The 19748-nt window shown below is 68.1% G+C and carries 17 protein-coding genes; 1 reads left to right on the top strand and 16 read right to left on the bottom strand.

Annotation, left to right across the window (positions count from 1 at the left end):
- Nucleotides 1-48: 48 nt before the first annotated feature.
- A complete protein-coding gene (gene fba / locus PFX98_RS10660; RefSeq protein ID WP_285235180.1) occupies nucleotides 49-1113 on the bottom strand; it encodes a class II fructose-bisphosphate aldolase in 1065 nt (354 codons plus the stop codon).
- 234 nt (nucleotides 1114-1347) lie between these two features.
- Between fba and PFX98_RS10655 the strand changes: the two genes are divergently transcribed.
- On the top strand, nucleotides 1348-2367 hold the full coding sequence (locus PFX98_RS10655; protein ID WP_285235179.1) for an ATP-binding protein: 1020 nt from the start codon (nucleotides 1348-1350) through the stop codon (nucleotides 2365-2367).
- A gap of 8 nt (nucleotides 2368-2375) precedes the next feature.
- On the opposite strand, the gene PFX98_RS10650 is transcribed toward PFX98_RS10655, so the two are convergent.
- The 15 genes from PFX98_RS10650 to PFX98_RS10580 form a co-directional block, all read right to left on the bottom strand.
- Nucleotides 2376-3098, bottom strand: a complete 723-nt coding sequence (locus tag PFX98_RS10650) for a substrate-binding periplasmic protein (RefSeq protein ID WP_285235178.1) — start codon at nucleotides 3096-3098, stop codon at nucleotides 2376-2378.
- Between the two features lie 10 nt (nucleotides 3099-3108).
- The gene (gene pyk / locus PFX98_RS10645) at nucleotides 3109-4539 is read right to left on the bottom strand and encodes a pyruvate kinase (RefSeq protein WP_285235177.1); all 1431 of its coding nucleotides are present in this window, start codon (nucleotides 4537-4539) and stop codon (nucleotides 3109-3111) included.
- Between the two features lie 85 nt (nucleotides 4540-4624).
- On the bottom strand, nucleotides 4625-6937 hold the full coding sequence (locus PFX98_RS10640; RefSeq protein WP_285235176.1) for an NADP-dependent malic enzyme: 2313 nt from the start codon (nucleotides 6935-6937) through the stop codon (nucleotides 4625-4627).
- A gap of 110 nt (nucleotides 6938-7047) precedes the next feature.
- The gene (locus PFX98_RS10635) at nucleotides 7048-8223 is read right to left on the bottom strand and encodes a tetratricopeptide repeat protein (protein ID WP_285235175.1); all 1176 of its coding nucleotides are present in this window, start codon (nucleotides 8221-8223) and stop codon (nucleotides 7048-7050) included.
- Nucleotides 8220-8681 (bottom strand): cytochrome c-type biogenesis protein, encoded by a 462-nt coding sequence (locus tag PFX98_RS10630; protein WP_342399179.1) that lies wholly within the window; start codon nucleotides 8679-8681, stop codon nucleotides 8220-8222. Before PFX98_RS10630 ends, PFX98_RS10635 begins: the two co-directional genes overlap by 4 nt.
- Nucleotides 8668-9198, bottom strand: a complete 531-nt coding sequence (locus PFX98_RS10625; RefSeq protein ID WP_285235174.1) for a DsbE family thiol:disulfide interchange protein — start codon at nucleotides 9196-9198, stop codon at nucleotides 8668-8670. Before PFX98_RS10625 ends, PFX98_RS10630 begins: the two co-directional genes overlap by 14 nt.
- Nucleotides 9195-11183 carry a heme lyase CcmF/NrfE family subunit gene (locus PFX98_RS10620; RefSeq protein WP_285235173.1) on the bottom strand — a complete coding sequence of 663 codons (1989 nt, stop codon included), beginning with the start codon at nucleotides 11181-11183 and terminating at the stop codon, nucleotides 9195-9197. The genes PFX98_RS10625 and PFX98_RS10620 overlap by 4 nt, the downstream gene beginning before the upstream one ends.
- Nucleotides 11180-11662, bottom strand: coding sequence for a cytochrome c maturation protein CcmE (gene ccmE / locus PFX98_RS10615; RefSeq protein WP_285235172.1), 483 nt, complete (start codon nucleotides 11660-11662; stop codon nucleotides 11180-11182). Before ccmE ends, PFX98_RS10620 begins: the two co-directional genes overlap by 4 nt.
- On the bottom strand, nucleotides 11659-11841 hold the full coding sequence (gene ccmD, locus PFX98_RS10610; RefSeq protein WP_285235171.1) for a heme exporter protein CcmD: 183 nt from the start codon (nucleotides 11839-11841) through the stop codon (nucleotides 11659-11661). Before ccmD ends, ccmE begins: the two co-directional genes overlap by 4 nt.
- Nucleotides 11838-12584, bottom strand: coding sequence for a heme ABC transporter permease CcmC (gene ccmC / locus PFX98_RS10605; RefSeq protein ID WP_285235170.1), 747 nt, complete (start codon nucleotides 12582-12584; stop codon nucleotides 11838-11840). Before ccmC ends, ccmD begins: the two co-directional genes overlap by 4 nt.
- Nucleotides 12585-12606: 22 nt before the next feature.
- Nucleotides 12607-13275 (bottom strand): heme exporter protein CcmB, encoded by a 669-nt coding sequence (gene ccmB / locus PFX98_RS10600; RefSeq protein ID WP_285235169.1) that lies wholly within the window; start codon nucleotides 13273-13275, stop codon nucleotides 12607-12609.
- Nucleotides 13272-13913, bottom strand: coding sequence for a heme ABC exporter ATP-binding protein CcmA (gene ccmA / locus PFX98_RS10595; RefSeq protein WP_285235168.1), 642 nt, complete (start codon nucleotides 13911-13913; stop codon nucleotides 13272-13274). The genes ccmB and ccmA overlap by 4 nt, the downstream gene beginning before the upstream one ends.
- 82 nt (nucleotides 13914-13995) lie before the next feature.
- Entirely contained in the window at nucleotides 13996-16167 is a 2172-nt protein-coding gene (locus tag PFX98_RS10590; protein WP_285235166.1) for an MtrB/PioB family decaheme-associated outer membrane protein, read from the bottom strand.
- Nucleotides 16168-16186: 19 nt separating this feature from the next.
- A complete protein-coding gene (locus PFX98_RS10585) occupies nucleotides 16187-17155 on the bottom strand; it encodes a DmsE family decaheme c-type cytochrome (RefSeq protein ID WP_285235164.1) in 969 nt (322 codons plus the stop codon).
- 71 nt (nucleotides 17156-17226) lie between these two features.
- On the bottom strand, nucleotides 17227-19704 hold the full coding sequence (locus PFX98_RS10580; protein WP_285235163.1) for an OmcA/MtrC family decaheme c-type cytochrome: 2478 nt from the start codon (nucleotides 19702-19704) through the stop codon (nucleotides 17227-17229).
- Nucleotides 19705-19748: the final 44 nt, after the last annotated feature.

Genomic DNA, 19748 nt, shown 5'->3' with positions numbered 1-19748 from the left:
GCACCCTCGGGCCACAAACGCGAATCGTCCTTCTTCTTGTGGAGTCTGTTACTGCACGACTTGAGCCAACTCGCCGCGCGCATAGGCCGCCGCGACGTCGACCAGGCTGCGTGCCTTGATCTTGCCCGCCTGGCCCTCGCAATTGAACTCCATATAACGCTGCTTGCATACGGCCTTGGCGGCCTCGCGTGCGGGCTTGAGCCACTCGCGTGCGTCAAACTTCTCGGGATTCTCGGCCAGGAACTTGCGCACCGCGCCGGTCATCGCCAGGCGGATGTCGGTGTCGATATTGATCTTGCGCACGCCGAACTTGATCGCTTCCTGGATTTCCTCGACGGGCACGCCGTAGGTTTCCTTCATCTTGCCGCCGTACTGGTTGATGATGGCCAGCAGCTCCTGCGGCACGCTGGAGCTGCCATGCATGACCAGATGGGTGTTGGGAATGCGGGCGTGGATTTCCTTCACGCGGCTGATCGCCAGGATGTCGCCGGTGGGCTTGCGGCTGAACTTGTAGGCGCCATGGCTGGTGCCGATGGCGATGGCCAGCGCATCCAGGCCGGTTTCCTTGACGAAGAGGGCGGCCTCCTCGGGATCGGTGAGCAGGGCCGAATGGTCCAGCACGCCCTCGGCGCCGATGCCGTCTTCCTCGCCGGCCTGGCCGGTTTCCAGCGAACCCAGGCAGCCCAGCTCGCCCTCCACCGTGACGCCCACCTTGTGCGCCAGCGCCACCACTTGGCGGGTCACGTCGACGTTGTAGGCAAAGTCGGCCGGGGTCTTGCCGTCGGCGCGCAGCGAGCCGTCCATCATCACCGAGCTGAAGCCCAGGTCGATGGCGCCCTGGCAGATCGCCGGGGTCTGGCCATGGTCCTGGTGCATCACCACCGGGATATGCGGATAGGACTCGACGGCGGCGATCACCAGATGCTTGATGAAGCTCTCGCCCGCGTACTTGCGCGCGCCGGCCGAGGCCTGCAGGATCACCGGGGCGCCGGCCTCATCGGCGGCGGCCATCACGGCCTGCACCTGCTCCAGGTTGTTGACGTTGAAGGCAGGGATGCCGTAGCCGTGTTCGGCGGCATGGTCCAGCAGCTGGCGCATGGAAACGAGAGCCATGGAAGTTCTCCGAGGAAGTGATAAATCCTGCTGGCGCAGACATGGGGCAGCGTGGCCTCGCCATGTAACCGCACCGTAACTGCTGGCGATTCTAGCGGTGCGGCCCTGCGCGGGCATGCCTGTTGCGCGGCGTCGCCCCAGTGTCCCCTCAGCCGCGGGGGCGTGCAAGCTCGCTTGCGGCGCCCACGGCCTGCCATTAGGCTGCAACTTGGCCTGTTGCCGACGCCCTTGCCTATGACCCGACTTGCCCTTGATCACCTGACGCTCTGGATCACGGCGGCCGCGCGCGAGCATGCGCTGGACCTGGCCGCCCATGTGGAAGAGCGCACCGGCGCCAGCCACCGCGCCAGCCTGGCCGCGCTGCGTCGCCTGGTCGATGCGCAATGGCTGACGCGCAGCGGCAGCAGCCGGCGCCCTGTCTACGGCCCCGGCCTGCTGCGCCAGGTGGTGCGCAGCTACACCCTGCATGGCCTGCAGGAGGATCTGCCCTGGCAGCGCGACTTTGCGCCCAACTTCGAGCTCCCCCGGCATGTGGCCCGCATGGTCCAGCATGGCTTCACCGAGCTGGTGAACAACGCCGCCGACCACAGCGGCGGCACCAGCGTCACCGTCTCGCTGCGCCAGACCCCCAGCCACGCGCAGCTGCTGGTGTCGGACGACGGTTGCGGCGTGTTCAGCAAGATCTGCGAGGCCTTCGACATCGCCGACGCCCAGCACGCCATGCTGGAGCTGAGCAAGGGCCGCCTCACCAGCCAGCCCGCCCAGCACACCGGCCGCGGCCTGTTCTTCAGCTCGCAGCTGGCCGATGTGTTCGACATCCATGCCAATGGCACGGCCTTCCAGCGCCGCGCCTGGGAGAGCACCGGCTGGCAGCCGGGCCGGCCGCTGCCGCGCCAGGGCAGCTCGATCTATATGTCGGTGGCGCTGGACACCACGCGCACGCTGGACCAGGTGATGGAGGCCTGGAGCATGGACGGCACCGGCATCGAGTTCGACCGCACCACCATCAATCTGCGCCTGCTGGCCGGCCCCGGCCAGGCGCTGGACAGCCGCGCCCAGGCGCGGCGCGTGGCGGCGCGGCTGCCGCAGTTCCGCCGCGCCGAGATCAGCTTCGCCGGGGTGGAGGACGTGGGCCATGGCTTCACCGACGAGCTGTTCCGCGTCTTCGCGCGCGCCCACCAGGAAGTAGAGCTGCTGCCCACCCACATGACGCCGCGCATCGCGGCGCTGGTGAAGAGCGCGCAGAACAGCTGACCGCACGCCTAGAGCGCGCTGTCCACCAACTCGCGTATCTGCTCGCGCGCCTTCGCCAGGGCCGCGTCGATGCGCGGCAGGTAGGCCGCCCATTCGCTGCCCTTGGCGGCGGCGATGTGGACCGGATCGGTGACCAACGCCTGCGGGCCCACCATCAGGGCGGCGGAATAGCCGCCGGCCTGGCGCAGGCGGCGCTCCAGCAGCCAGGCGTCGGCGCTGCGATGCGTGGTGAGCAGCACGTCACAGCGCCCCGCCATCAACATGCGCAGGCGCGCGGCCGGATCGCCGTCGGAGTACTCAACCTGGAAGTGCCTGCCCTTGGCCGCATCCAGCGCCGCCCCATAGCTGACCGTGCGACCCATGCAGACCTTGAGTCCGCGCAAGTCCTCCGGGCCACGCAGGTTCAGGCCCAGATCGCGCCGGCTGACCGGCCAGACCCGGCTGACGAACAAGGCCTTGCTGAAATCCAGGATCTCCTCGCGCGCCGGCGTGCGCCCCAGGCCAAAGCCCAGGGCCTGGCCACGCTCGGCCATGGCGACAACGCGCCCGAAGGGCAGCGGCAGCAATCGCCAGCGCAAACCCGCGCCCTGCGCGAGCAGCTCCAGCAGCGGACCGACGAAGGCCATGTTGGCAAACTGGCCCAGCGCCAGCGGCACCTCCGGCAGCGCCTGCGCGCGCACCGCGCCCGGCCATGCCAGGCCGGTGAGCAGGCAGCCGCGCCGGCTCAGCAAAGGGGCTTGGTCAGCCGACGCGGCAGACCTTGAGCATATTGGTACCGCCTGGGTAACCCATCGGTTCGCCACAGGTGATGGCATAGGTGTCTCCGGGCATCAGGACTCCCTTGTCCACCAGGATCTTCTCGGCCGCGGCCAGCGCGGTGTCGCGGTCCTCGTACTTGGGCATCAAGAGCGGGCGCACATTGCGGTAGAGCGTCATCTTGGTCTGGCTGATCGCTTGCGTGGTGAGCGCATAGATCGGCACCTGGATGCGGTGGCGGCTCATCCACAGCGCGGTGGAGCCCGACTCGGTGAGCGCCAGGATGGCCTTGCAGCCGAGGTGGTAGGCGGTGAAGAGCGCGCCCATCGCGATGCTCTGGTCGATGCGGCCGAACTGGCGGCCGGCGAAATCGGTGTCCAGGCTGACGAACTCGGCCCGCTCGGCCTCCAGCGCGATCGCGGCCATCTGCTCGATGGTCTCGACCGGGAACTTGCCGGCCGCGGTCTCGGCGCTGAGCATCACCGCATCGGTGCCGTCCAGCACAGCATTCGCCACGTCGCTGACCTCGGCGCGCGTCGGCACCGGGTTGACGATCATCGACTCCATCATCTGGGTCGCGGTGATGGCCACCTTGTCGAGTTCGCGCGCCAGCTTGATCATGCGTTTCTGCAGCGCCGGCACGGCCGCATTGCCCACCTCCACCGCCAGGTCGCCGCGCGCCACCATGATGCCGTCGCTGGCCTTGAGGATGGCTTCCAGATGCGGGATGGCCTCGCTGCGCTCGATCTTGGCGATCAGGCCGGGCTTGTGGCGATAGGGCTCACCGGCCACATTGCAGAGCTGGCGCGCCATCTCCATGTCGGTGGCGTTCTTGGGGAAGCTCACCGCCACGTACTCGGCCTGGAAGCTCATCGCGGTCTTGATGTCTTCCATGTCCTTGGCGGTCAGCGCCGGCGCGGTGAGGCCGCCGCCCTGCTTGTTGATGCCCTTGTTGTTGGACAGCTCGCCGCCCAGCTTGACGGTGGTGTGCACCGCCGCGCCGCGCACCGCGTCCACCGTCAGCACCAGCAGGCCATCGTTCAGCAGCAAGGTGTCGCCGGGCTTCACATCGCGCGGCAGCTCCTTGTAGTCCAGGCCCACGGCCTCGTCATTGCCGAGCTCGCTGCGGTCGGCATCGAGGACGAACTTGTTGCCGTTGATGAGCTCGATCTTGCCGTGCTCGAACTTGCCGACGCGGATCTTGGGGCCCTGCAGGTCGGCCATGATGGCCACCTGCTTGCCGGCCGCCGCCGCGGCCTCACGCACCAGACGCGCGCGGTCGATATGGTCCTGCGCCTTGCCGTGCGAGAAGTTCAGCCGCACCACGTCGACGCCGGCCCGGATCATGCGCTCCAGCACCTCGGGGGTCGAGGAAGCGGGGCCGAGGGTGGCGACGATCTTGGTGGCTCGGGACATGGGGCACTCGCAGTAATTCAGTTACAGGCGAACGATTATGAGCCCGGATTAGAGGGCTCTATCGGTTACGCAGAGTTACGGCGACTCAGGATTTCCCGGCCAGCACATCGGCCACCGCCAGCGCCGTCATGTTGACGATGCGGCGCACCGTGGCCGAGGGCGTGAGGATGTGCACCGGCGCGGCCGCACCCAACAGCACCGGGCCCACCGTGACGCCCTGGCCGCTGGTGATCTTCAGCACATTGAAGAGGATGTTGGCGGCATCCAACGTCGGCAGCACCAGCAGATTGGCCGAGCCGGTGAGCGTGCTGTCGGGCAGGAAGGCGTGGCGCACGCTTTCCGACAGCGCGGCATCGCCGTGCATCTCGCCATCGCTTTCGATCTCCGGATGGGCAGCGGCGAACAGCTCGTGCGCGCGCCGCATCTTGAGGGCCGAGGGGCGCTTGCTGGAGCCGAACATCGAGTGCGAGACGAAGGCCAGCTTGGGCGGCAGGCCGAAGCGCTGCACCTCCTCGGCCGCCATCGCGGCGATCTCGGCAAGCTGCTCGGCGCTGGGCGCGTCGTTGACAAAGGTGTCGGTGATGAAGAGCGTGTGCTTGTCCAGCATCAGCGCATTCATGGTGGCAAAGGTCTGGGCGCCGGGCTTCAGGCCGATCAGGTCGGCCACATGCTCCAGATGCGAATCAAAGCGGCCCACCATGCCGCAGATCATCGCGTCGGCATCGCCCAGCTTGATGGCCAGTGCACCGATGGTGGTGGCCGAGCGCCGCACCGCCGCCTTGGCCATCTCGGGCGTGAAGCCGCGCCGGCCCATCGCCTTGTGGTAGGTCTCCCAGTACTGGCGGAAGCGCGCGTCGTTGTCGGGGTCGATGACCTGCACGTCCTCGCCCAGCTTGAGGCGCAGGCCGGCGCGCTGGATGCGCATCGCGATCACCTCGGGGCGGCCGATCAGGGTGGGCTTGGCCAGGCCCTCGTCCAGCACCACCTGCACCGCGCGCAGCACGCGCTCATCCTCGCCCTCGGCGTAGATCACGCGAGCGGGGTTGGCCTTGGCGGCGGAGAACACCGGGCGCATGAACATGCCGGTCTGGTAGACAAAGCGCTCCAGCGACTGGCGATAGGCGGCCAGGTCCTTGATCGGACGCTCGGCCACGCCGGATTCTTCTGCGGCTCTGGCCACCGCCGGCGCGATGCGCAGGATCAGGCGCGCATCGAAGGGCTTGGGGATCAGGTAGTCGGGGCCGAAGCTGAGCTCCTGGCCCACATAGGCGGCGGCCACCTCGTCGCTGGTCTCGGCCTTGGCCAGGGCGGCGATCTCGCGCACGCAGGCCAGCTTCATGGCCTCCGTGATCTTGGTGGCGCCGCAGTCCAGCGCGCCACGGAAGATATAGGGGAAGCAGAGCACGTTGTTGACCTGGTTCGGATAGTCCGAACGGCCGGTGGCGATGATGCAATCGGGCCGTACTTCCTTGGCCAGCTCGGGGCGGATCTCCGGCTCGGGATTGGCCAGCGCCAGGATGATGGGCTGAGCGGCCATGGTCTTAACCATCGCCTGCGTCAGCACGCCGGCGGCCGAGCAACCCAGGAAGACATCGGCGCCCTCCACCACATCGCCCAGCGTGCGCGCGCCCGTGACTTGGCAATAACGCTGCTTGGACTCGTCCAGCTTGCCGGCCTTGGCGTCCTCGCGCTCGCTCTGGATCACGCCCTTGGAGTCGCACACGAACACATTGGCGCGCTGCACGCCCAGGCCCACCATCACATCCAGGCAGGCGATCGCCGCCGCGCCCGCGCCCGACACCGCCACCTTGACCTTGGCGATGTCCTTGCTCACCAGTTCCAGGCCGTTCAGCAGCGCGGCGCTGGAGATGATGGCGGTGCCATGCTGGTCGTCGTGGAACACCGGGATGTTCATGCGCTCGCGCAGCTTCTTCTCGATGTAGAAGCACTCGGGCGCCTTGATGTCCTCGAGGTTGATGCCGCCCAGGGTGGGCTCCATCGCCGCGATCATGTCCACCAGCTTGTCCGGGTCGCGCTCGGCCAGTTCGATGTCGAACACATCGATGCCGGCGAACTTCTTGAACAGGCAGCCCTTGCCCTCCATCACCGGCTTGCCGGCCAGCGGGCCGATGTCGCCCAGGCCCAGCACCGCCGTGCCGTTGGTGATCACGCCCACCAGGTTGGCGCGCGAGGTGTACTCGGCCGCCAGCGACGGATCTTCCTCGATCGCCAGGCAGGCATAGGCCACGCCGGGCGAGTAGGCCAGCGAGAGGTCGCGCTGGTTGGAGAGCGCCTTGGTCGGCGTGACGGCGATCTTGCCGCGTGTGGGGCTGCGGTGGTACTCGAGTGCAGCTTCACGCAGCGCGCTTTCGGCCGGCGACAAAGGCTTGTTGCTCATCCAGGTCTCCTGATCGTCGTTCTAGGGCAGGTGAGCTTACTCCCGCGATTGCTGCATGGCGATGCCGACTCCTTTGCCTGGCATGCAAAGATGGCAAGCCAGGGTTCGGACTAGGGCAACACTTGCTTGATCTGCAATTCCACCGCCGCGCCGCCCACCTTCAGCGCCGGCGACAACGCCTGCATGTCGCCCGGCTGCGGCATCGCATTGCCGCTCTTGCTGATGCGCGCACCCACCACCACCTGCTCGACGCTGGAAAGCTTGAGCGCCGGATTCATCGCCATCGAGTCGTCCAGCGTGAGCTCGAGCGGCAGGTCCTTGACCTGGCGGCGCTGGATCGCCAGCGGCGCCTTGGGCCCTTGCGAGGCGCGCGCGAACACGAACAAGGTGTCGTCGGGTGCGGCCTTGGCAGCGAGCTCGGGCGCCAGGCTCACGCGCACGCGCAGGGCGGCGCCCACCGCGGCCGGTTGCGCGGGCACCGCTGCCTCGGCGCGCGCCTGGGCGGGGGCCTCGGCGAGCTTGGCCGGCAGGCCGGCGCGCTGGCGCGCATCGGCCAGCGCGCCCTGCAGCTGCTGCGCCAGCTCGCTGCCGGGCTCGATGCGCTGGAGCGCGCGCTCCCAATGGCGCGCCGCGGTGGCCGCGTCGCCGCGGTCAAAGGCCAGGGTGCCGGCCAGCGAGAGGGCCTTGGCATTGTCGGGATCCAGCTCCAGCGCACGCTTGAGCAGGCGCTCGGGTTCGCCATCGAGCTTGCGGCCATTCGCCATCGCCAGTGCGTCGGCGTAGTCGGCATGCACCTGGGCATCGTCGGGGCGCAGCTTGACGACGCGCTGATAGGCCGTCACCGCCTTGTCGAACTGACCCAGCACCGCATAGGAGCGGCTCAGCATGGTCCAGCCCTCGGCATCGTCGGGCCGGCTCTTGAGACGCTCGGCCAGGCGTTCCGCCATGGCCTCGAACTGCTTGGCCTCCATCGCGTGGGCGGCGCCATCGGCGGGCGCTTCCGCCTGCACCGACCGGGCCCCCGGCGTCTGCGACCAGCCGGCCGGATTGCCCAGCCAGGCATAGCCCGCGACGGTGAGGGTGAGGGCGAACAGGCCCAGGCCCGCCAGCAGGCGCGGCGAGGGTCGCGTCGGCCCACCCGCGGCGGCCGGCACCTGCTGGGCGGTGCGTAGCTGCGCCTCCAGCTGGCTGCGCGCCTGGCGCGCCTCCTTGCCATTGAGCACGCCGCCGGCAATCAACGCATCCAGCTGGGTCAGCCGGGTCTTGAGTTCGTCATGAGAGGTCATCGGGCGGCGTCTTCGTCAGGGGTGTCGGGATCGAAGGCCTCGGGGGCCATGGCCTGGCGGCGCCGCAGCACCCGCCACAGCGTGCCCAGGGCGAGCAGCAGCAGCAGGCCCGGGCCCACCCACAGCAGCAAGGTGCTGGCCTTGAACGGCGGGCGGTAGAGCACGAAATCGCCGTAGCGCTCGGTCATGTAGTCGAGGATCTGGCGCTCGCTCATGCCCTTGGCCAGCATCTCGCGGATCTGCTGGCGCAGGTCCTCGGCCAGGCCGGCATGCGAATCGGCGATGGTCTGGTTCTGGCACACCAGGCAGCGCAGCTCGGCAGCCAGCACCATCATGCGCGCCTCGATCTCGGGGTTGGCGGCCACCACCGGGGCCTCGGTGGCCCGGGCGGCGGCCAGGCTCAGGCCCAGCAGCAAGGCCAGCAGGGCATGCAGGATTCCGCGCTCAAGCATTGGCATCGAGTTTCCTCAGCAACGGTTCGATCTTGTCGCGCAGCACCTCGGGCGTGACCGGCCCGATGTGCTTGTAGCGGATCAGCCCGGCCTTATCGATCACAAAGGTCTCGGGCACGCCGTAGACGCCGTAGTCGATGCCGATGCGGCCCTCGGGGTCGAACAGCGTGTCGGTATAGGGGTTGCCGAAGCGGCCCAGCCAGCCGAGGCCGTCCTCGCGCTTGTCCTTGTAGTTGAGGCCGTAGATGGGCGCCACGCCGCGGCGCGAGAAGTCCACCAGCAGCGCATGCTCGTCGCGGCAGGCCGCGCACCAGGAGGCCCAGACATTCAGCACCCAGACCTTGCCCAGCAGGTCCTCGCGCTTGATGGTCGCCTCGGGCCGCGCCAGTGTGCTGGCCTGGAAGGCCGGCGCCGGCTTGTCGATCAAGGGCGACGGCACCTCGCGCGGATTGAGGCGCAGGCCCAGGGCCAGGAACAAGGCCAGCAGCAGGAAGGCGCCCAGCGGCAGCAGGAAGCGGTTCATCGCGTGCCCTCCCCCGCCATGCCCGCGGGCAATTCCGCACTGCGCGTCTGACGGCTGCGGTAGCGCCGGTCGCTGGTGGCCAGCAGGCCGCCGCCCATCATCACCAGGCAGCCCAGCCAGATCCAGTTGATGAAGGGCTTGTGCTGCACGCGCACGATCCAGTCGCCGTTGTCGAGGCGCTCGCCCATCGAGATGTAGAGGTCACGCAGCAGATTGCTGTCCACCGCCGCCTCGGTCATGGGGTTGCTCTGCACCTTGTAGATGCGCTTCTCGGGGCGCAGGGTGGCGAGCAGCTGGCCATCGCGGCTGACCTCGATGAGCGCCTGCGCCGCCACATAGTTGGGGCCCTGCACGTCGCTCACCGACACCATGCGGAAGCGGTAGCCCGCCACCTCGGTGCTGGCGTCGGCCGTCATCTTCACGTCGCGCTCGGTCTCGTAGGTCTTGACCATGGCCACGCCGAAGGCGAACAGCGCCACGCCCAGGTGCGCGATCCACATGCCCACCATGGCGCGTGGCAGCAGGCGCATGCGCCCGACCACGCCGCCGCTCATGCCACCGCGTGGGCGCAGGCGTTCCAGCAGATCCACCCCCATCGAGGCGATGATCCAGTAGGCCAGCGCCAGCGCGCCGGTGGTGGCGGGCGCGATGCGGCCGGCCGCCCAGCTCGTCAGCAGCGCCGCGCCGATCGCGAGCACCAGGGCCCAGCGCAGCCGCCGCGCCAGCCCGGACAGCTCGTCTTCCTTCCAGCGCATCAGCGGCCCGATGCCCATCAGCATCAGCAGGGGCGCCATGATGAGGGTGAACACGGTGTCGAAGTAAGGCGGCCCCACCGAGATCTTGCCCATGCCCATGGCATCGAGGAAGAGCGGATAGAGCGTGCCCAGCAGCACCGCGCCGCAGGCCACCGCCAGCAGCATGTTGTTGACCAGCAGCGAGGTTTCCTTGGAGAGCAGGCCGAAGCGCTGACCCAGGCCCACGCTGGGCGCGCGCCAGGAGAACAGCAGCAGCGAGGCGCCGATCACCAGCACCAGGAAGATCAGGATGAAGAGGCCGCGGCGCGGGTCGGTGGCAAAGGCATGCACCGAGGACAGCACGCCCGAGCGCACCAGGAAGGTCCCCAGCAGCGAGAGCGAGAAGGCCATGATGGCCAGCAGCACGGTCCAGACCTTGAAGCTGCCGCGCTTCTCGGTGACGGCGAGCGAATGGATCAGCGCCGTGCCCACCAGCCAGGGCATGAAGGAGGCGTTCTCGACCGGGTCCCAGAACCACCAGCCGCCCCAGCCCAGCTCGTTGTAGGCCCACCAGCTGCCCAGGCCGATGCCGAAGGTCAGGAAGATCCAGGCCGCGGTGGTCCAGGGCCGCGTCCAGCGCGCCCAGGTGGCGTCGAGGTTGCCGCCGATCAGCGCCGCGATGGCAAAGGCATAGGCCACCGAGAAACCGACATAACCCATGTAAAGCATGGGCGGATGAGCCACCATGCCGGGGTCCTGCAGCAGCGGATTCAGGTCGCGCCCGTCGGCAGCGGCGGGCAGCAGGCGATCGAAGGGGTTCGAGGTCACCAGCATGAAGAGCAGAAAGCCCGCGGCCACCAGGCCCAGCACCGCCAGGATGCGCGCCACGAACACGTTCGGCAGGCTGCGGCTGAAACGCGCCACCGCCACCGTCCAGACGTTCAGCATCAGCACCCACAGCAGCAGCGAGCCCTCATGGCCGCCCCACACCGCGGCGATGCGGTAGGGCAGCGGCAGCAGCGAGTTGGAGTTGGAGGCGACGTAGAGCACCGAGAAGTCGTGGCGCACAAAGGCCGAGGTCAGGCAGGCGAAGGCGGCCAGCACCAGCAGGCATTGCAGATAGGCGCTGGGGCGCGCCAGCGCCATCCAATCGGCGCGGCCGCGCTGGGCGCCGGCCAGCGGCAGCACGCCCTGGATCAGGGCCACGGCCAGCGCCAGCAGCAACAAAACTTGTCCGAGTTCGGGGATCATTTCTGGGCTCCATTGGCAGGCGTGGGCGCGGGGCTGAGCGTGCCCTGCATCTTGGCGCGCATCTTGTCGGCGCGCTGCAGGGCGTCGGCGGCTTCCGGCGGCATGTAGTTCTCGTCATGCTTGGCCAGCACCTCGCGCGCGGCGAAATGGCCATCGGCACCCAGCTGGCCCTGGGCCACCACGCCCTTGCCCTCCTTGAACAGATCGGGCAGCACGCCCTCGTAGCTGACCGGCACGCTCTTCACCGTGTCGGTGACGACGAAGCGCACCGTCACGCCCTCGCGCACCACGCTGCCCGGCTGCACCAGGCCGCCGACACGGAAGGTGCGCCCCACCGGGGCTTCCTTGGCCTCGATCTGGGTGGGCGTGTAGAAGAACACCAGATTGCTGTTGAAGGCGTTCAGCACCAGGGCGGCGGCGAGGCCGACGATGGACAGCACGCCCAGGACCAGGGCGGCGCGTTTGTGACGGGGCTTCATCGGTAGGTCTCCGGATCTTCAGCAGCGAGCTGCCGCGCGGCAGCAAAGGCCTGGCGCTGGCGGCGCCGCACGGCCAGGGCCTCGACCAGCATCACCGCCAGCGTGAGGCCGTAGGAACCCCACACATAGAGGCCATAGCCCCCCATGTGCAGGAAATTGTCGAGCGACTGCCAGTTCATGCCTGCTCCCGCGAATGTGTCAGGGCGCGCACCCATTCGGTCTCGCCCTCCTGCTCCAGCACGATGGCGCGCGCCCGCGTGAACACCACCGCGAAGCTGTAGGCCCAGAAGCTCAGCGTCATCAGCAGCATGGCGGTCAGCATGGTGCTCACCATCTTGGGCGCGGCCGTCATGCTGATGGTGGAGCCCTGGTGCAAGGTATTCCACCAGCGCACCGAGAAATAGATGATGGGGATGTTGACCGCGCCGACCAGGGCCAGCAGCGCACCCGCATTGGCGGCGCGGCGCGGATCGTCGATCGCCTCGGTGAGGGCGATATAGCCCAGGTACATCAGCAGCAGGATGAACTCCGAGGTCAGGCGCGCATCCCACACCCACCAGGTGCCCCAGGTGGGCTTGCCCCACAGCGCGCCGGTCCACAGCGCGATGAAGGTGAACAGCGCACCGGTGGGCGCCAGCGCACGTGCATACATGGAGGCCATGCGGGCATTGAGCATCCAGCCCCAGGCGGCCCAGAAGGCCATCACCATGTAGATCAGCATGGACATCCAGGCCGCGGGCACGTGGATGAAGATGATGCGATAGGCCTCGCCCTGCTGGAAATCGGTGGGCGCCATCGCAAAGCCGACATACAGGCCGGCCAGGCCGAACAGCAGGGCCGAGGCCCAGAACCAGGGCAGCAGGCCGCCGGCCAGGCCGTAGAAGCGCGAGGGGGCGGCAAAGGTGTTGAAGCGCAAGATCATGGCGTGAATGATGACACCGGTGTCAATCGAGCGAGATGCGCAGCGCCGCGGCCGCGGCCAGCGGTGCGCCCAGCAGGGTCAGCAGCAGCAGCGCGCCCTGCAGCGAGAGATGCGCTTGCGGCGAGAGGCCGGCGTCCACCGCCCCCACCGCGCCGGTGCCGAAGATCAGTGTCGGCACGGTCAGCGGCAGCACCAGCAGAAACACCAGCGAGGCGCCGCTGCGCAGGCCCAGGGTGAGCGCCGCGCCCACCGCGCCCAGCAGGCTCAGCACCGGTGTGCCCAGCAAGAGGCTCAGGGCGAGCGTGGCGATCGCCTGCGCCTGCATGTCGAACAGCACGCCGATCAGCGGCGAGGCCAGCACCAGGGGCACGCCCGAGCTGAGCCAATGCGCCAGCACCTTGCCCAGCACCAACCACTCCAGGCGCTCGGCGGCCAGCAGCATCTGCTCCAGCGAGCCGTCGTGGTGGTCGCTGGCGAACATCTGCGTCACCGACAGCATCGCCGCCAGCAGCGCGCAGACCCAGGCAACACCTGGCCCTATCAGTTTCAAGGTGTTGGGCTCCGGCCCGATGGCGATCGGGAACAGCCCCGCCGCCACCACGAAGAAGCCCAGCGGCAGCAAGGCCTCGACGCGCCGGCGCCGCGCCAGCAGCAGATCGCGTTTGGTGACGGCCCACAGCAGCCCTCTCATGCGCAGCGCCAGGGTTCGAGATCGAACTCGGCGGCCCCGGCCAGGTCCACGCTCTGGTGGCTGGTCAGCAGCACCATGCCACCGCGCGCGGCATGCGCCTCGATCAGGCGCGAGAGGGTGGCCATGCTGTCGCGGTCCAGGGCGTCATAGGGTTCGTCCAGTATCCAGGGGCGCGGCAGCTCGTCGTCCAGCGCCAGGCGTGCCAGCGCGCCGCGGCGGCGCTGGCCCTGCGAGAGCGTGCGCACCGGCTGCTCGCGGCGCGAGGCCAGGCCCAGCAGGCCCAGGGCCCGGTGCGCGCGCGCATCGGCATCGTCCAGGCCCTGCAGGCGGGCCAGGAAGGCGAGCGCCTCGGCCAGGGTCAGGTCATCCTTGAGCGCATTGCTGTGGCCGATATAGATGAGCTGCCCGCCCGCGCCGTCGCACCATTGCAGCACACCCTCGGTGGCCGCCGACAGGCCGGCCAGGATGCGCATCAGACTGGTCTTGCCGCTGCCGTTGGTGCCGCGCAACCAGGTGATGCTGCCGGGCCGCAGCTGCATGTCCAGGCCACGGAACAGGGTGCGGCGGCCACGGCGGCATGCCAGGCCGCGCGCGTTCAGCACGGGGGGTGGGTTCGACTCGGGAACGGGCGCATGCATGGACCCTATCGTAAAGGCCACGCCTACCCCGCTCTTGACATATCGCAAGACGGCAAGGGGCGGCGCCCTGGCACGGGCCCGCTCAGCGCCACTTGTAGCTGTAGGTGATGGCGATCAACGTGGCCCGCTGATTGGGCTGCTGCCACACGGTGCTGCCGTCCGAGTAGGCGAAGGGCAGGCCCTGGTAGCCCCAGCTCCAGTCGCTCAGGCGCGAACGCTCGTGCACCAGGTCCAGCCGCAACGCGGACTTGGCGTCGATCTCGTAGCGGCCGAACAGGCGCAGCGAGGTCTGGCGATAGACCACATCGGGCAGGCCACCGGTGGCCGCCAGCAGGGCCGCGCTGTCGGCGCCGGCCATGGCGTCGAGCGCCTGGGTGTAGACATTGACATCGTCAACATAGCCGAGGTTGCCGCCCACGCTGAACTTGGCCGACAGCTTGCCGCTGAAGCCGGCGCCCACGCCGATGTTCTTGTTGCGGAACGAGAGCAGGTAGCCGGCCGGCCGCGCCTGGTGCAGGGTCTGGATGCCCTGCGACAGATTGGCGTTGAGGTGCCAGTTGTCGGACAGCGCGTAGTCGGCGTCCAGCGCCACCATGTCCATCTCGGTGCGCTGCAGGCCATAGCTGCTGGGCGAGGTGTAGCGGTCGCGCCCGCCCTCTGCGCTGAACTGCAGGGTCAGGGCCTCGCTGGGCTGCAGCTCGGCGCGCAGCTTGAGCTTGTCGCGCTGGCGATCCGCCAACGTCGGCATGAAGATCGCCGTGGCGAAGCCGTTGGCGGGGTTGGTGGGGTCGCTGACCTCGCTGACACCCAGACCGCTGTTGTCCTTCAGCCAGTTGCTGCCGTCGCGCTGGCTGCGCTCGAAGCCCAGGCTGCCGCTGAAGAACTCGGACACGCTGTGGCGCAGCTCGGCCTTGTAGACCGTTTCGTCGGTGCGCTGGCGCAGCGCGCTCACGCCCGAGATCGCACTGCTGGCGGTGAAGACGCCGCGGTCGATGGCCTCGAACTGCCCCACCAGGGTGCCGCGCAGATTGTTGCTGAAGCGGTAGCTCAGCTGCAGCTTGCCGCGCGACTTGGTGCTGGGCAGGCTGCGGTTGGTATAGAAGGACTTGTCCTCCACGTTGTAGAGCTGGATCGGCGTCTTGTCGTCGCGATCCTCGTAGCGCCATTCCGCCTGCAGTGCCAGCTTGGGTGTGGGCCGCAGGCTGAAGCCCAGTTGCGCCTGCGTGCTGTCGAGCCGCCCACCCAGGTCGGCCACGCCGGCCGGCGCGCCGCTGAGGCCCGAGGCCGCGAAGTTCTGGTGCTGCATCGCCTGGCCCATGCCCAGCTTGAAGTTCAGCAGCGCGATCGGCGTGAGCGTGTAGACGCCGGTGATGTCCAGCTGGTGCGCCTGGTTGTCGGGCGCCAGCGCGATCGGCTGGCTCAACGCCGTCAGCAGGCCCGGGCTGAGCGGCAGCAGGCTGCCGACCGGGTTGTTGAGGCTGCCGGGGATTTGCGGCGTCAGGGCGTCGTAGCGGTTGTTGAAGAAGGAACCGTAGTAGCCCGCGCTGACGCGCAGCTGCTCGCCCGCATAGCTGAGCCGGGCCTCGACCTGGCTGTGATTCGCATGGATGGGCTCGGGCAGCATCACCAGCGCCGAGCCGGTGCTGATGCCGGTGGCACCGCGGCAGGTCGGCAGCAGCAGGCTGGGGCAGTTCATGCCCACGCCGAACAGGCGGGTGCCGACCTTGTCCTCGGTCTTCAGATCCAGCTCCAGCGACAGGGCCGGGCCGAGCGCCTTCCACAGGCCGATGCCGAAGCCGCTGCGCTGCTGCTTCAGGTGCAGCTCGCTGCCGCCGCCGGCGGCGCCGGCCACCACTTGCGGGCTGGTCGAGCCGGCGCCCGTGAGCAGCGTGTTGACGCTGTTGGGGTCGTGGCGCACGGTCTCGCCGTAGCGGGCGCGCAGCTTCCAGTCGCCCTGCTTGTTCCAGCCCAGCGCCAGTTCGCGCGTCTCGCCCAGCAGATCGCTGCCGCGCAACCACATCGAGGTGCCGGCCTCGTCGTCGCGGCGCTGGTAGTCCAGGCTCAGCAGGCCCACCGGGCGATCGCCCAGGCGCACGCCGCTGTACTGGCCGAAGCGCGTGTTGTCCGCGCGCCCGCTGCCCAGCATGCCCAACCCGAAATGGATGGTGGACTCAACCTCGCTGCCTTCGGCATGCACCGCGCCCAGCGCGGTGAGCAGCGCCAGGGTCAGTGCGGTCTGCCTTGCGTGAGTCATGATGGATGCTCTCCGAGTCTCAGCGCAGCATCAGGTGCGGCGTTGGATTGCTGACCGAGGGGTTGTTGGAACCATGCACCTGGGTATGGCAGTTCATGCAACTGCGCCCCTGCCAGAGGTTCACCACGTTCTTGCCGCTGCTGGTGCCGCCGATGAGCGCCGGCTGGCCGGGCTGCAGCGGCGTGAAGACGCCGGGCTGCCCGCCCACCGCGCCCACGCCGCCGGCCACATGGGGCGTGTGGCATTGCTGGCACAGCATCGGCGGGCGCGACTTCAGCATCGCCTGCACGGTGCTGCCATGCGGGTTGTGGCAGCTCGCGCAATCCTCGCTGACCGGCTCATGCTGGTGCACGAAGGGGCCGCGCTTCTCGGCGTGGCAGCTGTAGCAAGTGGCATTGGTGCTGTCGCGCTTGGCCAGCTTGGGGCCCATCGAGCCATGCACGTTGTGGCAATCCGAGCAGCTCATCTTGCCCTCCGGCACCGGATGGTGCGAGGGCTTGTTGAGCTGCGCGCGCTGCTCCTTGTGGCAGGCATAGCAAAGCTCGGTCTGGCTGGCCTTGGCGAGCGCGCGGTCGTTGTTGGTGTGGATCTTGTGGCAGCTGTTGCAGGCCACATCGGCGCTGTGGTGCTGGCTGCCGTTCCAGAGCGCGCGCTTGGCGTCCTTCTCATGGCAGGTCTGGCACACCGCGCTGCTTTCATGGGCAGGCATGGCCAGCGCCTTGCTGAACATGCGGTCAGGCTTGGGCTGAGTCTTGGCATCCTTGGGCTTGTGCGCATGGGCCTCGCTGGGCCCGTGGCAGCTGATGCAATCGGGCACGCGCGCATCCTTGCTGGCGGCATGGGCCGAGCGGCTCATGTCGGGCAGGTCGTCGCTGTCATGACAGGTGACGCAGAAGGCGGCACCGGTCGGCTCGGCCTCGGCACGGGCCCAACCCGTGCAAGCCAGCAAGCTCACCGCAAGGGCTGCCATCCAAGCTGTGATACGCATTCGAACTCCCTGCGGGTCTGGCGAGCCGAGCCCGGCCGACGGCGCAAGCCGCCGGCCGCCCGGACACATCACTACTTCTGACCGTGGACGATGTCCACGCCCTTGAAGCCGCCACTGGCGTGGCAGTCATCGCAGGTCTCACGCGCACCGGCCAGGAACTGCGCCTGAGTCTTGTCGCCGAAGGCGGCACCACCGAAGGAGGTGACGTGGGCGATGGCCTTGCTCGAATCGTGGCAGGCGGTGCAGCTTGCCGCCTTGGGTGTGATCACCCTCCAAAGGCCGGGGTCAGTCACCCCCGTGTCCTTCTTCACCACCGACGCCAGCGGACTCAGATCCTGCTTGTACGAGTTGTTGACGTGGCAGACGTTGCAATTCACGCCCACACCCGGCCAGGCGACCTCGGCGGCATAGTTCTCCACATTCGCGGCCAGCGGTGCACCGCCGGTGGCCGAACTGCCGTCCTTGTTGAACACGCCCACCACGGTATTGCCGTGCGTGAACGGATAGGTCCGCTTCGAGTTGCCGTGGATGCCGTGGATCATGCGCTTGAACTGGTAGGACTCGTTCAGCACCAGACCATTGGTCATCACCGTCGACGACACCTTGTTGGCATCGTGGCAGACCACGCAGGCTTCCACCGTGTCACGTGCACCGCCGTGGAAGGCCTCGGCCAGGGTGTTGGAACCCGAGGTCGTGCCCAGGGCGCCGTGGCAGACATTGCACTTCTCGCTCGCCACGATGACGCGGCGCGGTTGCAGCGTGCCGCTCAGCGCGAGCTCCTTGAAGGTGTTCTTCACCACGGTGTTGACGAGCACCTTGGGCGTCACTTCAGGGCGCGGGTCGGTGGCCCACTTGACCTGCAGCTTGGGCTCCTTGATCTGGCCGATGCTCACCACGCGGGCGGTACCGAAGGCGACCGAGGTGGCCGTGTCGGGCGGCACCACGATGTCCACCGTGTAGTGGTTGCTGCCATCGTTCGTGCCCTTGTAGGCATAGACGTTGGCGGCGCTGCCACCGGTGTTGTTGGCGCTGAACTCGGTCACGCCCGCGGGCTGGCCGATCTGGTTCTGGTAACCCAGATAGAAGCGCAGATTGCCGAACTTGGTGGTGTTGGCGCAGGCCAGGCTCGCGCCCGTGCCGGTGCACTCCGAGGTCACCAGGTTGTAGGCGGCGTTGTTGTTGGTGGGATCGGAGAGGAAGTACTTGACGGTCACCTTGCGCGTGGCAGCGTCGTAGCTGGTGCTCTCGATGTTCATCTTGTACTTGGCACCGTTCTCCTCGTTCTGGTTCCAGTGCACGCGGTCCGAGCCGATATTGGTGCCGGCCTTGTGGCACTCGACGCATTGCGCGTTGCTCAGATCCTTGGCGGCCGCACCGGCCTTCACCAGCGTGCCGGCGTAGACCTTGTGGCTGGTCTCCCAGTCCGAGCCCGTGCCATTGGCGTGGCAGGTCAGGCAGGCTTCCTTGCTGGGCTTGTCCTTCCAGTTGTCACCCTGCGGGGTGGACGCGTTGGCACCCGAGTGGCAGACCGTGCAATTGCGCAGATCCTGCGGGAAGCCGACCTCGGCGAAGCCCACCTTGGTGTTCTGATAACCCCAGATGGTGTAGTCCTCGCCGCCCTTGCCGGCGTCCAGCTTGGCCTTGAGCAGCTTGCCGGCGTGGATCTTGTGCGCCATGGTCGCCAGGTTGAGGTTGTTGCCGCTGTTGGCATCCACCGTACCGGGGTTGTGGCACATCACGCAGTACTGCGTGTCGACGCGACCGCCGCCGTGCAGGGCGAGCTTCTCGTGGCAGCCGTTGCAGCTGGCCACATCGGTCATCTTGCGCGTCTTGCTCGGGTCGGTCACGGGCACCGACTTGCCGTTCGCATCGATGGTGAAGTCGAAGTAGGGATTCACCCGCACCGTCTCGCCGGCCGCATTCTGATAGCTCAGCTGGATCGCGACGCGGTGCGTCTTGGTGGCATCGAAGGCCACGCCATTGGTCTGGGCGGGGTCCTTGATGTCGGTCTTGAAGGTGTAGGTGTAGTAGCCGTCCGGGCTGGCCACCAGCTGCGCGGCGAGCAGCGCCGCATCGGTCTGCTTGCCGTCGGTGGTAGCCTGCATGGCCGTGGCCAGCACCGGCTTGTTGTTGGGGCCCACATTCGCCGCCGCGGTTTCCTTGCGGTAGATGTAGTTCACCCATTGGTCGGGCTCGCCATTGCTGCCCGGCACCAGCTTGGCGATCGCAAAGCTGACGTTGGTGATGGCCAGGCCGGTCTTGAGCTGGCCATCCGAGTAGATGGCGAAGTTCACCTTGGGCGGGCTGGCGATGGTGACGGCGGCCACGCCGGCGTCCTGCACCGTCAGGAAGGGCGCCGAGGTGTTGGTGGCGGTGTCATTGCTGGCCACCGCGGCCGCTTTGCTGAGCAGTTCCTTGACCGTCGGAGCCGGCGTGGGGGTGGGCGTGGGTGTCGGTGCAGGAGCCGGATCGGACCCGCCGCCGCCGCACGCTGCAAGGGCGATCGCCGTCATCACGGCCATGCCCCATCGAGTCAGCTGCTGCTTCATAGCTTTCTCCTTGTTCCAGGAACTGTTGCCATCGGTTCGGCCCG

Origin of the sequence: Paucibacter sediminis, from assembly GCF_030254645.1 — a bacterium.
In the GTDB taxonomy this organism is placed as follows: Bacteria; Pseudomonadota; Gammaproteobacteria; order Burkholderiales; family Burkholderiaceae_C; genus Paucibacter_B; species Paucibacter_B sediminis.
The sequence above is the reverse complement of the archived record's forward strand: the minus strand, read 5'-3'. Positions and strand labels throughout refer to the sequence as shown.